The following is a 13,101-nucleotide window of genomic DNA, read 5'->3' on the forward strand; positions in this document are numbered from 1 at the left end:
TCAGCCGCCGAGGAAGCTCTTGGCCACGTCAGGATCGGCAAGCAGCGCCTGCCCCGTGTCGGTGAAGCGGTTCTGGCCGGCGGCCAGCACGAAGCCCTTGTCGGCGATGGCCAGGGCCTGCTTGGCGTTCTGCTCCACCATCAGGATGCCGACGCCGGCGGCGTTGACCTCCTTGACCCGGTCGAAGATCTCGTACATGTACTTGGGCGACAGCCCTGCAGTCGGCTCGTCGAGCAGCAGTAGTTCGGGTTCGGCCATCAGCGCCCGGCCCATGGCCACCATCTGGCGCTGGCCACCGGACAGCTCGCCGGCAGGCTGATGACGCTTTTCGTGAAGGGGCGGGAAGAATTCGTAGACCTTGGACAGCATGCGTTTCATGTTTCCCGGCTTGAGGAAGGCCCCCATCTCGAGGTTTTCCTTGACCGTCAGGCTGGGAAAGACGTTGTGCTCCTGGGGCACGAAGCCCATGCCCAGTTCTACCAGGCGGTTGGTGGGCAGGTTCTGGATCGGTTCACCGCGCAGCAGGATATCGCCCTGGGTCACGTTCAACTGGCCGAAGATGGCCTTGAGCATGGTCGACTTGCCGGCGCCGTTGGGGCCGACGATGACGCCGATCTGGTCGGCCTCGATGGCCATGTCCACCCCGTTGAGGATGTTCATGCCGCCATAGCCGCCGTGCACCTCGCGTGCATCGAGTAGAGGCATAGTCCTGTTCTCTGCATAAGAGCGCCTGTCGCGCCCTGGTTGTTGTTATCGCCGCGCCTGCAACGGGAGGGGCCCCCGGGTGGCGCGGTGTCTGTTGCCGGGCCGCTGTCAGGCCGCGCCGGCGCCGAAATAGGCTTCGATGACCTCGGGGTTGTTCTGGATCTCCTCGATGGAGCCCTCGACCATCACCGAGCCCTGGGCCAGCACGATCACCGGATCGCACAGCCTGGCGATCATGTCCATGTCGTGCTCGATGACCAGGAAGGTGTAGCCGAACTCGCGGTTCATCCGTTCGATATTGCCGATCAGGTCTCCCAGCAGGGTGCGGTTGACCCCGGCGGCGATCTCGTCGAGCAGCACCACCCGAGCGTCGGTCATCATGGTGCGGCCGAGCTCCAGAAGCTTCTTCTGGCCACCGGAGAGGTTGCCTGCCAGCTCGTTGCGCACATGATTGAGGCCGATGAACTCGATCACCTCCTGGGCCCGGCGCTTGACCTCGGCCTCCTGTGCTCGCACCGCCTTCGGCGCGAACCAGGCCTTGGCCAGGGACTCCCCGGGCTGGTCCGGGGGCACCATCATCAGGTTTTCCAGGGCGGTGAGCTGGGAGAACTCGTGGGCGATCTGGAAGGTGCGCAACAGGCCCTTGTGAAACAGCTCGTTGGCCGGACGATTGGTGATGTCCTCGCCGTCCAGCAGGATCTGCCCGGAATCCAGCGGCAGGGCGCCTGCGATGATGTTGAACAGGGTCGACTTGCCCGCACCGTTGGGGCCGATCAGACCGGTGACGGAGCCTTCCTCGACCTGAATCGAACAGTCGTTGATGACGTGAAGGCCGCCGAAGGCCTTGTTGACGTGTCGTACATCGATGATGGCTGACATCTTGGGTCCCGCCGTGTTGTCTATTGTCGTTGTTGCGTTGTTGCGTTGTTGCGTTGTTGCGTTGGTGTTGTTGGTGTCGTTGCGGTCTTGATTGTCGGGCTTCCCGACGTCCCTCAGCCGCTGGCGGCGTGCTGCTCGGCCATCAGCCGGTAGGCGGCGAAGGCGCCTACCAGTACGCAGGCGCCGATGGTCGGCAGCCAGTAGCCCTGGACATAGGGCAGGGCACGCAGAAAGACGAAGGCGACCCCGGTCGGCGCGATGAAGCGCACCAGAAACCGCCACAGCCTGAGCCAGCTGGAGCGGGTGTGCATTTCCTTCATCGATTCGGACTGGGTCAGCGACCAGCCGGCGAACAGCGCCACCAGCAGGCCGCACAGGGGCAGCGTGATGTGGGTCACCAGTTCCAGCACGGCGAAGGCGCTGCGACCGAACACGTCATGCACGGGGCTGGCCTCGGCCCAGACGTTGAAACTCGCCACCGTGGCGAGCCCCAGCCCCCAGGCCAGCACCGACACCAGGGCCACCGCCAGTACGCGACTGAGGTCGAAGCGCTCGACCAGATAGGCCGCGACCGGCTCGATCAGCGAGATTGCCGAGCTGATCGCGGCCCCCAGTACCAGTACGAAGAAGATGGCGCCGACCAGCGAGCCTGAAGGCATCACCGAGAATGCCAGCGGCAGTGACACGAACATCAGCCCCGGCCCTTCATCGGCGGCAAGTCCCGCACCGAACACCAGGGCGAAGATCGCCAGCCCCGCGATTACCGCCACCAGGGTGTCGATCAGGGCGATGGCGAAGGCGGTCAGGGTCAGCGAGGTCTCGCTGGGCATGTAGGCGCCATAGGCCATGATCGCGCCCATCCCCAGACTCAGCGTGAAGAACGACTGCCCCATCGCCTCGAGCCAGCCTTCCAGGCTCAACTCGGACAGCGAGAAGGACAGCATGAAGCGACTGGCCGCCGCCATGTCGCCGCTGGTCGCGGCGTAGAACAGCACCACCAGCAGAATGACCAGCAGGGTCGGCATCAGGATGCGCAGGGCACTCTCCAGTCCACGATGAACACCCCGGGCGACGATGTAGGCGCAGATGGCGAGAAACAGCGTGTGGTAGAGCGTCAGCTTCAGCGGCGAGGCGATCAGGTTGGCAAAGTTGTCGGCCAGCATGGCGGCGTCGGCGTCGCGCAGTGACCCGGTCAGCATCTCGCCAAGATAGTGCAGCGCCCAGCCGCTGATCACCGAGTAGAAGCTCAGGATCAGCAGCGCGGACAGGCCACCGAGCCAGCCGATGGTCTCCCAGGCGCGGGAGGTGCGATGACAACGGGTGAGAAAGCGCATGCCCATGATCGGGCAGCGCCGGCTGTTGCGCCCAAGCATGATCTCGGCGATCAAAATCGGGATGCCGACGGCAAAGACGCACAGCACGTAGACCAGCAGAAAGGCGCCACCACCGTGCTCGCCGGCCAGGTAGGGAAAGCGCCAGAGGTTACCCAGGCCCACCGCCGAGCCGACGGCGGCCAGCAGGAAGGTGCCTTTGTGGGTCCAGATGTTATCGCTGCTCATGGGGCTTCCGTCGACATGTCGGCGTCGCGACGCGGTAATGGCTGACCGGGCCGAGGCCCGGTCTGACATGTCAACTTTGCGATACAACCATGGCGCCTGACTAGGGGCGATGCGTTTAGCAGGCGTTGGCGGGACGGGTTTCCGTCACTGGCGGGTTCTGGAACTCGTCGTCAGCTGCTGGTATGGGGAGCCAGGGCGCGGTGATCGTCGCCAAGACGCACGGTATCGCCGATCGACAGGTCGCCGATATTCTTGGTGCGCTCGCCTGTGCGCACGGAGATCAGGGCGACCACGTCGCCGATGCTGGCGGTGTCGTCGTCGACCCTGGCTTCCACCCTGACCCTGACCGAATAGCCATGGTAGCGGCCGGCGATGATACTGCCGACGTGGGCGGTGGGGTATTCGTCGGGCTTGTCGGCGAAGTAGCGCTGAACGCTGTCAGCGCCGGGATCATCCCATTCGACGTGCTTGTGCATTCGCGTATCTCCTTGTTCGCGAAGGATGACGGTGCCCCATTAGCATAGACCGCAACTAGGGCGGTCGCCGTCTTCACCCCTAACGGTTATCAGTCTGCATCAATTGTGGCAGCGCTCGGCCCGGAAAGTTCCACTGAAGTCGCGCCATGGCCGCGCCTGGGCCTCGCCAAGCAGACGGCGATGCCCGACGGCCACAAACGACGACGCCCGCCATGAAGAGCCGGGCATCGATATTGTCTATTCCGCAAAACGACGATGCCCGACGGCCGCAAACAACGATGCCCGCCAGGAGGCGGGCATCGATGAAGCGAGAAAACGCAGCGCTTACTTCTTGGTGGCGCGCTTGCGCTCGTTCTCGGTCAGGAACTTCTTGCGCAGACGGATATGGTTCGGGGTGATCTCGACCAGCTCGTCGTCATCGAGGAACTCGATGGCCTGTTCCAGGGTGAAGCGTACCGGCGGGGTCAGCACGATGTTCTCGTCGTTGCCGGAGGCGCGCATGTTGTCGAGCTTCTTGCCCTTGGTGGGGTTGACCACCATGTCGTTGGCGCGGTTGTTGATGCCGACCAGCATGCCTTCGTAGACCTCGGTGCCGTGGTCGATGATCAGCTTGCCGCGCTCCTGCAGGGCGTACAGGGCGTAGGCCAGGGCCTTGCCCGGAACCATCGACACCAGCACGCCGTTGCGACGCTCGATGGAAGCGTCGGGCTTGAGCGGGCCGTAGTGGTCGAAGCGGCTGGTCAGGATGCCGGTACCGGAGGTCAGGGTCAGGAACTGACCACGGAAGCCGATCAGGCCGCGCGCCGGGATGATGAAGTCCAGGCGGACCCGGCCCTTGCCGTCCGGGTTCATGTTCTTGAGCTCGCCCTTGCGGTAGCCGAGCTCTTCCATGATGGCGCCCTGGTGCTGCTCTTCGCAGTCGATGATGACTTCTTCGTAGGGCTCCTGCTTCTCACCGTCGATCTCGCGGATGATGACCTCGGGACGACCCACGGCCAGCTCGAAGCCTTCACGACGCATGCTCTCGATCAGCACCGACAGGTGCAGCTCGCCGCGGCCGGAGACGATGAACTTCTCCGGGGACTCGCCCTGCTCGACACGCAGCGCCACGTTGTGGATCAGCTCCTGGTCGAGACGATCGCGAATGTTGCGGCTGGTGACGAACTTGCCGTCCTTGCCGGCAAACGGAGAGTCGTTGACCTGGAAGGTCATGGACACGGTGGGCTCGTCGACGGTCAGTGCCGGCAGTGCCTCGACGGCGGCCGGATCACAGATGGTGTCGGAGATCGCCAGGTCGTCGATGCCGGTGATGCAGACGATGTCCCCGGCGGTGGCCTGCTCGGTCTGTACCCGCTCGAGACCCAGGTGGGTCATGACCTGGCCGACCTTGCCCTTGCGGGTCTGGCCTTCCTTGTTGATGACCACCACCTGCTGGTTGGGCGAGATGGCGCCGCGGGTGATGCGGCCAAGGCCAATGACGCCGACGTAGCTGGAGTAGTCGAGTGCCGAGATCTGCATCTGCAGCGGGCCGTCGAGTTCCACCTTGGGCGGCTCGACGATGTCGACGATGGACTGGAACATCGGCGTCATGTCGTCGGACAGCTGGTCAGGCTCGGGACCGGCGATGCCGTTGAGGGCGGAGCAGTAGATGATCGGAAAGTCGAGCTGCTCGTCGCTGGCGCCGAGGTTGTCGAACAGATCGAAGATCTGGTCGATGACCCAGTCCGGGCGTGCGCCGGGGCGATCGATCTTGTTGACCACCACGATCGGCTTGAGGCCCTGATCGAAGGCCTTCTGGGTGACGAAGCGGGTCTGCGGCATGGGGCCGTCGACGGCGTCGACCAGCAGCAGTACCGAGTCCACCATCGACATCACGCGCTCGACCTCGCCGCCGAAGTCGGCGTGTCCAGGGGTGTCGACGATGTTGATGTGGTAGTCCTGTCCCTCGGGGGAATTCCAGCGGATCGCCGTGTTCTTCGCCAGGATGGTGATACCGCGTTCCTTCTCCTGGTCATTGGAGTCCATGATGCGCTCCTGACCCTCGGCCTTGCGGTCCAGAGTGCCAGACTGACTCAACAGCTTGTCGACCAGGGTGGTTTTGCCGTGGTCGACGTGAGCGATGATGGCGATGTTGCGAAGATTCTCGATCACGACGGGATCCTGCTGGAAAAAGTGGGGCAGCATTATAGGGCCTGGGCGATGACAACGACCAGCCTTGTTGGCGCCAATCTCGGCATCGATCCTCAAGATGCTGAACTATCAAGCACCTGCGAGGCGAAAAAAGTAGGCGAAATCGACAGAAAGGACGATCTGACGCTCAGGCGCGCTGCACGACCATCTTGGCGCGACAGGCCTTGAGGCGAGTGGCGAGGTCCTCCACCGCGCTCAGGTCCAGCGACGGGTCGAAGCCTCCCAATCGATCGAACCAGGTACGTTCGACGCCCAGGGCCCGGGTCGGTGTACGTCGCAGCAGGCTGAGCAGCGATAGCGGGCAGGGGCGAGCAGGACGCACCACCGGGCGCGAATCATCGCAGGCGGCTGCCATCATTCGCTCGACCCAGTGGGTGTCCAGAGGGCCGAGGCAGAAGCCGAGCATGCGTCCGTTGCTGTGGGAGGCGGCCAGATTGAGGCGCCGCCCCATGGGCGCGGGCCTGCTGCGCACCTGGCGATAGCCGACGACGGCGTGTTCGCCCGGTTCGCCCAGTAGTGGTGGCGCCATATCGCCATCGTCGATGACGAGGATCTCGCCTCTTCCCTGGAAGAGGGCGACCTGCTGGCGAGCTTCCGCGAGCCGGCGAGGCAGTTCCTTGCCGGTAAGTCGGGCATCAATGATCAAGCTGATTTTCACGACGACACTCCGAGGAGGGTGACGCCGGCCGGCAGGGGAGGCGGTCGGAGTCGAACGTAATAAAGTGTATCTTTGCGTTGCGAAAGGTTCCAGCGCCCGCTGACACCTCGCGATCGGCCCGGCAGAGTTTATATATCCTGTCACAAAGGTCCAAAGTGGTGCGTCACAGTCTTTATTGCACTTTTGTGGTGCATTGGTCGGCGACTCCTGAAGACTATGGGCCTTTGTGCCCTAAGCTGGCGCAAAGGGTCTGTTTGGATAAAAAAGATGCGAAACAACGGGTTGGGATTTTTTTGGTCGATGCTGGTGCAATGCTGGCACGCAATCTGCATTGTGGTTGGCAGTGTCATCGTGTCGCGCACGTTGCCATGGGCAGTGTCCCGGGAGCGTGCTACAAAGGATCCCGGTACCCCTTTTGTTCCCTGGATCATCCCCCGTTTCAAACCGGTGACATGGGATTGGCGCCGTTGCGCAACGCTCGAGTCACGAGACAAGTTCCACTCTGGAGGACCACATGTCAGACAAGACCCTCGCCCTGATCAACGAACATGATGTGAAGTGGGTTGACCTGCGCTTCACCGATACCCGCGGTAAAGAGCAGCACGTCACCATTCCGGCCGCCGAGGTCGACGAAGAGTTCTTCGAGAATGGCCAGATGTTCGATGGTTCCTCCATCAACGGCTGGAAGGGCATCAACGAGTCCGACATGATCCTGCGTCCGGAGGACGGCACCGGCTTCCTCGACCCCTTCACCGAAGACGCGACCCTGATCCTGCGTTGCGACATCATCGAGCCGGCCACCATGCAGGGCTACGAGCGTGATCCGCGCTCCATCGCCAAGCGCGCCGAGGCCTACCTGCAGTCCTCTGGCCTGGGCGATACCGCCTTCTTCGGCCCCGAGCCCGAGTTCTTCATCTTCGACGAGGTGCACTGGAAGGCCGATATCGAAGGCGCCATGTACAAGATCAGCTCCGAAGAGGGTGCCTGGTCCACCGACCGCGCCGTCGAAGGTGGCAACCTCGGTCACCGTCCGCGGGTCAAGGGCGGCTACTTCCCGGTTCCGCCGGTGGACAGCTTCCATGACATGCGCGGTGCCATGTGCAACACCCTCGAGGCCATCGGTCAGAAGGTCGAGGTGCACCACCACGAGGTGTCCAACGCCGGCCAGAACGAGATCGGTGTTGCCTTCAACACCCTGGTCAAGAAGGCCGACGAAGTTCAGGAAATGAAGTACGTGATCCACAATGTGGCTCACGCCTACGGCAAGACCGCCACCTTCATGCCCAAGCCGCTGGTCGGCGACAACGGCAGCGGTATGCACGTCCACCAGTCTTTCTGGAAGGACGGCCAGAACCAGTTTGCCGGTGACGAGTACGCCGGTCTGTCCGAAATGGCACTGTTCTACATCGGCGGTATCATCAAGCACGCCCGCGCCCTGAACGCCTTCACCAACGCTTCTACCAACTCCTACAAGCGCCTGGTGCCGGGCTTCGAAGCGCCGGTCATGCTGGCCTACAGCGCCCGTAACCGTTCTGCTTCCATCCGTATCCCGTACACCGCAAGCCCGAAGGGCAAGCGTGTCGAGGCGCGTTTCCCCGACCCGACCGCCAACCCCTACCTGTGCTTCGCGGCGATGCTGATGGCCGGTATCGACGGCATCAAGAACAAGATCCACCCCGGCGACGCCATGGACAAGAACCTCTATGACCTGCCGCCGGAAGAAGGCAAGGCCATCCCGACCGTGGCCGAGAGCCTCGACCAGGCGCTGGCAGCCCTCGACGAGGACCGCAGCTTCCTGACCGAAGGTGGCGTCTTCACCGACGACATGATCGACGCTTACATCGAGCTCAAGAACGAGGACGTCGAGCGTCTGCGCATGGCGACCCACCCGATCGAGTTCGACATGTACTACAGCTGCTGATCGGCATAGCGCCTCGTGCGTTCCGTCGGCCCCGCGATGATCGCGGGGCCGATTTTTTTGCGCGGGCCTTGCGCCTGGGCAAGGGATCCCCTTGGCGCGGGTCGTGGCTGCCGTCATCCTCGTCAGGGGAAGGTCGGCGAGGGCAATCACGATGATGCAGCGGTGGACGCGCAGGGCAGGCCGGGAGAGGGGCGAGAGCGCTCCCTCGTCGCCGAGTCGGCCGTCACTGATGGCCATTGCCTTGCTGGCAGCGTCCGGGCTGGCGTTGCCGGTGGCAGAAACCGTGCCGGCGAGCACCATCTATCGCAGTGTCGGTCCCGACGGCGTCGTGCGCTACAGCGATACGCCCTCGGCCGGCGCCCGCGCGCTGGAACCGCCGCCGTTGTCCAGCGCCCCTGCGCTGGATGTGGCGGCGCCCTCCAGGCCGACGGCGCCTTCAGTACCAGGCCCGGATAGCGACGCCGATGTCTTCCAGCCCCACGATGTCCTGGCCATCGCCTCTCCGGCGGATGACAGCGTGTTGCCCACGGGGGCCGGGGGAAGATTGAAGGTGCTGGCCGCGATCAGCCCGCCTCCGGCGACGGGGGATCGCCTCGGCCTGGAGGTCGACGGTGTGCTCGCCACCAGCGTCACCGGCATCGGCCCACTGTGGCTCACCAATCTGGAGCGTGGCGAGCATCGCCTGGGCCTGGTGGTGCTGGCCCCGTCGGGAGAGGTGCGTCAACGCAGTGCCGATATCGTCATCCACGTACAGCGCGCCAGCCGCCTGCTTCCCGCCAACCCCCTTCGTCCTGCGCCGCCTTGACCCGCGATCTGCGGGCCTTGTGCGGACAGTGATCCAGGCGAGACTGCCCTGCACCAGGTTGGTGCACTAAAATGGTGCGTAGGTGCGCCGACGGTGACCCGCCTCCTCGACAAAAGCACCGTCCTGGCGCCTGCGCGGCGGGAATGTGCCACTGGCACCAAGGCTGGCCCGCTTCTTGCTTTGATTGTTGTTGTCTGACGCCTGCTCGAGGCCGAGACCTGGACCGCCACCATGGCATGCCGGCTTGGCGCCGTGGCGGCCTCTATCGAGCGGGCGCTTTGCCCCATCAGGATGGACCCATGACGCCTGGCATCATCGAACACCTCACAACTGCGGTCATGCTGCTCGACGGCGAGCTGCGACCGACCTGGATGAACCCGGCGGCCGAGACCCTGCTGGCGGTCAGCGCCAGTCGGGTTGCCGGCGTGGCGCTGAGCGACTGGCTCAGCGGCGAGGATGATATCGCCGAGGTGCTGATACGTGCCCGGGACGGGCAGCATCCCTATACCCAGCGGGAGGCGCGGCTGGTCCTCGCCGGTGGAGACCCCTTGACGGTGGACTACACCGTGACGCCGCTGTCGCCTGACGAGCTGCTGCTGGAGATGGAACCACGGGACCGGCTGTTGCGAATTTCCCGCGAGGAAGCGCTGCAGTCGCGCCAGGAAACCATGAAGGTGCTGGCGCGGGGGCTGGCCCACGAGGTCAAGAATCCCCTGGGGGGGATTCGTGGCGCGGCGCAATTGCTCGAGCGTGACCTGGAGCAGACGCCGGCGCTCAAGGAGTACACCCGGATCATCATCGAAGAGGTGGATCGGCTCCGGGATCTGGTCGATTCCATGCTCGGGCCCAACCGGGTGAGTCGGCGAGAGCCGCTGAACATCCACCGGGTGCTGGAGCGGGTACGCGCGCTGCTGCTGGTCGAACAGCCGCGGGTGAGCATCGAGCGCGACTATGATCCCAGCCTGCCGGAGTTGACCGGCGATGAAGCCCAGTTGATCCAGGCGGTGCTCAATGTGGCCCGCAACGCCGTCCAGGCGCTGGTCGAGTCCGAGACACCGAACCCGGTGATGACCCTGAGGACCCGCGCGCGCCGCCAGTTCACCCTGGGCGCCCAGCGCCATCGTCTGGTCTGCGACGTCAGCGTGATCGACAACGGCCCGGGCGTCCCCGAGACGCTGCGCGAGACCCTGTTCTATCCGATGGTGTCCGGTCGTGCCGAGGGCAGCGGCCTGGGGCTGTCGATCGCCCAGTCGGTGCTGCACCAGCACGAAGGGCTGATCGAGTGCGAGTCCGAGCCCGGACGCACCGAATTCCGTCTGTTGATTCCCCTGGAGATGAGTCATGACTGATACCGCTCGTGTAATGATCGTCGACGACGACCGGGCCATACGCTGGGTGCTCGAGCGCGCCCTGGCGCAGCCGGACCTTGAGGTCGAGGCGGTCGAGCGGGCCGACGGTATCCTCGATCGACTGCTGGCCGAGCCGCCCGACGTGCTGGTCACCGATATCCGCATGCCAGGCATCGACGGACTCGATCTGATGGCCAAGGTGCGCCAGGTGCACCCGGACCTGCCGGTCATCGTGATGACCGCCCATTCCGACCTGGACAGTGCGGTGGCTTCCTATCAGGGCGGGGCCTTCGAGTACCTGCCCAAGCCGTTCGACGTGGACGAGGCGCTGGCCCTGGTGCGACGCGCGGTGGCCCACGTGCGCGAGCGCCAGCGGCCGGTCAGCGTGCCCGAAGGACTCGACGCCGAGATCATCGGTGAGGCGCCGGCGATGCAGGAGGTGTTCCGGGCCATCGGGCGCCTGGCGCACTCGCATATCACGGTGTTGATCAACGGCGAGTCCGGGACCGGCAAGGAGCGCGTGGCGCGTGCGCTTCATCAGCACAGTCCCCGCGCCGCCAATCCCTTTATTGCCCTCAACATGGCGGCGATCCCCCGGGATCTGATCGAGTCGGAGCTGTTTGGCCACGAGAAGGGCGCCTTCACCGGCGCCAGCGCCAGTCGCCAGGGGCGCTTCGAGCAGGCCAACGGCGGCACCCTGTTCCTCGACGAGATCGGTGACATGCCCTCGGAGACCCAGACCCGGCTGTTGCGGGTGCTGGCCGACGGCGAGTTCTATCGGGTCGGTGGTCATACGCCGGTCAAGGTGGACGTGCGCATCATCGCCGCGACCCACCAGGACCTCGAGACGCTGGTCGCCGATGGCCGCTTTCGTGAGGACCTGTTCCACCGCCTCAACGTCATCCGCGTGCACCTGCCAAGGCTGTCCCAGCGGCGCGAGGATATTCCCCGGCTGGCGCGGCACTTCCTGGTCGAGGCGGCCAAGGAGCTGTCCACCGACGTCAAGGTGCTGACCCGCGAAGCCGAGGAGTTCCTGACCCGGGTGGACTGGCCGGGCAACGTGCGTCAGCTCGAGAACACCTGTCGCTGGCTGACGGTGATGGCCTCCGGGCGCGAGATCCTGGTCGAGGACCTGCCGCCGGAGCTGCGCGGCGGCGATGACAGCGCCGCAGGCGGGGACTGGCGTGAAGCCTTCCGCGCCTGGGCCGACAGCGCCCTGGCCTCCGGCCACACCCACCTGCTCGAGGAGGCGGTGCCGGACTTCGAGCGCATCCTTATCGAGACCGCGCTCAAGCACACCGCCGGGCGCAAGGGCGAGGCTGCCGAGCTGCTGGGCTGGGGGCGCAATACCTTGACCCGCAAGCTGAAGGTGCTGCTGCCGTCGTTGGCGGAAGACCAGGAGGTCTGAGCGGGCCGGGGCGGCGAGTCCGGGGGGCATCGGTTTAACCAGCCTGCCCGGACCGGCCTACCCCAAGGGGCATATCATCAGCCTGTTATCGGTGGCCTAGAGTGGTGGCGACGTTGCACCGCTACTCTCGGCGTCGGGGGTAGCGTCACGATTCTGAGGCCTACCCCCATGAACCTTTCACGCTCTCGTCGGCTTGGCCTGGTGGCCATGTCGCTGGTTTTCATCTCGAGCCTCTCGCTTGCCCAGGAGCGGTCCTCGCCACGCACCGTACCGGCCAACAGCGAGCCTGCTGCCAGCAGCGAGGATCTTGCTGCCATCGCCAAGGAAACCACCAACCCGGTGGGATCGGCCTGGATGCTGTGGATGCAGAACGACTATACCCACCTGGACGGCGACGACTTCGACGGTCGCTGGTCCAATTCCTTCAAGTTCCAGCCGGTCATGTCCTTCCCCTTCGAGATGGCAGACGACAACTGGAACCTGGTGGTGCGCCCGGTGTTCCAGTACAACTCGACTCCGATGGACGAGAGCTTCGGTACCCTGGCCCGGGGCGGCAGCCCGCTGGACATCGATCCCGACGAGTGGAGCCGCAATGCCCCCCATCGCGGGCGTACCGAGGGCCTGGGTGACACCGCCCTGGTGACCCTGGCCGGCCCGGCCCGCGCCGACGGCGTCATCTGGGGCCTGGGGCTGACCCAGATCTTCCCCACCGCCGAGCATGATGTGCTGGGCCAGGGCAAGTTCCAGGCCGGGCCGGCGGCCCTGATCGCGCGCCTGGCGCCCAATCCCGGCGGCTGGAACATGGGCCTGCTGGCTCAGCACTGGTGGTCCTACGCCGGAGAAGATGACCGCGAGCACACCAGCCAGACCGATCTGCAGTACTTCCTCAACTACCGGCTCAGCGGCACCGAACTGGTGGGCATGACACCCAACGTGCGCATCAACTGGGAGGCCGACAGCGGCGAGAAGGTCAACTTCCCGATCGGCCTGGGCTATTCCAACGTGGTCCGCATGGGCAGCACCCCGGTTCGCCTGGCCGCCGAGATCCAGCACAGCGTGATCCGCGGTGATGAGTGGGATGCGGACTGGAACTTCCGCTTGATGTTCATCCCGGTGGTCAAGAACCCGTTCATGTAACGGCGCTGGCAGCC

At 64.8% G+C, this 13,101-nt stretch carries 11 protein-coding genes; 5 read left to right on the forward strand and 6 right to left on the reverse strand.

From position 1 onward, the window contains the following. The 6 genes from RBB39_RS14635 to RBB39_RS14660 form a co-directional block, all read right to left on the reverse strand. Positions 1–705 (reverse strand): ABC transporter ATP-binding protein, encoded by a 705-nt coding sequence (locus tag RBB39_RS14635; protein WP_124805245.1) that lies wholly within the window; start codon positions 703–705, stop codon positions 1–3. Positions 706–813: 108 nt separating this feature from the next. Continuing rightward, complete coding sequence (locus tag RBB39_RS14640; protein ID WP_045992391.1) at positions 814–1,584, reverse strand: ABC transporter ATP-binding protein; 771 nt, start codon at positions 1,582–1,584, stop codon at positions 814–816. Between the two features lie 113 nt (positions 1,585–1,697). Further along, positions 1,698–3,143, reverse strand: coding sequence for a sodium-dependent transporter (locus RBB39_RS14645; protein ID WP_045992390.1), 1,446 nt, complete (start codon positions 3,141–3,143; stop codon positions 1,698–1,700). Positions 3,144–3,313: 170 nt separating this feature from the next. Next, on the reverse strand, positions 3,314–3,619 hold the full coding sequence (locus tag RBB39_RS14650) for a hypothetical protein (RefSeq protein ID WP_108132161.1): 306 nt from the start codon (positions 3,617–3,619) through the stop codon (positions 3,314–3,316). A gap of 324 nt (positions 3,620–3,943) precedes the next feature. Next, positions 3,944–5,770 carry a translational GTPase TypA gene (typA, locus tag RBB39_RS14655; protein WP_197037093.1) on the reverse strand — a complete coding sequence of 609 codons (1,827 nt, stop codon included), beginning with the start codon at positions 5,768–5,770 and terminating at the stop codon, positions 3,944–3,946. A 166-nt stretch (positions 5,771–5,936) separates the two neighbouring features. Beyond that, positions 5,937–6,467, reverse strand: coding sequence for a glycosyltransferase family 2 protein (locus RBB39_RS14660; protein ID WP_108448683.1), 531 nt, complete (start codon positions 6,465–6,467; stop codon positions 5,937–5,939). A gap of 514 nt (positions 6,468–6,981) precedes the next feature. On the opposite strand from RBB39_RS14660, the gene glnA reads away from it, so the two are divergent. The 5 genes from glnA (at position 6,982) to RBB39_RS14685 (ending at position 13,087) form a co-directional block, all read left to right on the forward strand. Next, positions 6,982–8,388 carry a glutamate--ammonia ligase gene (gene glnA, locus RBB39_RS14665; RefSeq protein ID WP_045992386.1) on the forward strand — a complete coding sequence of 469 codons (1,407 nt, stop codon included), beginning with the start codon at positions 6,982–6,984 and terminating at the stop codon, positions 8,386–8,388. A 229-nt stretch (positions 8,389–8,617) separates the two neighbouring features. Next, complete coding sequence (locus RBB39_RS14670; RefSeq protein WP_306169168.1) at positions 8,618–9,193, forward strand: DUF4124 domain-containing protein; 576 nt, start codon at positions 8,618–8,620, stop codon at positions 9,191–9,193. Between the two features lie 299 nt (positions 9,194–9,492). Continuing rightward, entirely contained in the window at positions 9,493–10,542 is a 1,050-nt protein-coding gene (gene glnL, locus RBB39_RS14675; RefSeq protein WP_222516395.1) for a nitrogen regulation protein NR(II), read from the forward strand. Next, complete coding sequence (gene ntrC, locus RBB39_RS14680) at positions 10,535–11,950, forward strand: nitrogen regulation protein NR(I) (RefSeq protein WP_045992383.1); 1,416 nt, start codon at positions 10,535–10,537, stop codon at positions 11,948–11,950. The genes glnL and ntrC overlap by 8 nt, the downstream gene beginning before the upstream one ends. Before the next feature lie 168 nt (positions 11,951–12,118). Beyond that, complete coding sequence (locus RBB39_RS14685; protein ID WP_222568745.1) at positions 12,119–13,087, forward strand: hypothetical protein; 969 nt, start codon at positions 12,119–12,121, stop codon at positions 13,085–13,087. Positions 13,088–13,101 lie beyond the last annotated feature (14 nt).

Origin of the sequence: Halomonas sp. MMSF_3323 (assembly GCF_030733595.1) — a bacterium.
In the GTDB taxonomy this organism is placed as follows: domain Bacteria; phylum Pseudomonadota; class Gammaproteobacteria; order Pseudomonadales; family Halomonadaceae; genus Halomonas; species Halomonas litopenaei.

Coding starts and splice junctions, on each gene's coding strand:
- RBB39_RS14635 (WP_124805245.1), bottom strand. CDS start 705: ATGCCTCTACTCGATGCACGCGAGGTGCACGGCGGCTATGGCGGCATG.
- RBB39_RS14640 (WP_045992391.1), bottom strand. CDS start 1,584: ATGTCAGCCATCATCGATGTACGACACGTCAACAAGGCCTTCGGCGGC.
- RBB39_RS14645 (WP_045992390.1), bottom strand. CDS start 3,143: ATGAGCAGCGATAACATCTGGACCCACAAAGGCACCTTCCTGCTGGCC.
- RBB39_RS14650 (WP_108132161.1), bottom strand. CDS start 3,619: ATGCACAAGCACGTCGAATGGGATGATCCCGGCGCTGACAGCGTTCAG.
- glnA (WP_045992386.1), top strand. CDS start 6,982: ATGTCAGACAAGACCCTCGCCCTGATCAACGAACATGATGTGAAGTGG.
- RBB39_RS14670 (WP_306169168.1), top strand. CDS start 8,618: ATGGCCATTGCCTTGCTGGCAGCGTCCGGGCTGGCGTTGCCGGTGGCA.
- glnL (WP_222516395.1), top strand. CDS start 9,493: ATGACGCCTGGCATCATCGAACACCTCACAACTGCGGTCATGCTGCTC.
- ntrC (WP_045992383.1), top strand. CDS start 10,535: ATGACTGATACCGCTCGTGTAATGATCGTCGACGACGACCGGGCCATA.
- RBB39_RS14685 (WP_222568745.1), top strand. CDS start 12,119: ATGAACCTTTCACGCTCTCGTCGGCTTGGCCTGGTGGCCATGTCGCTG.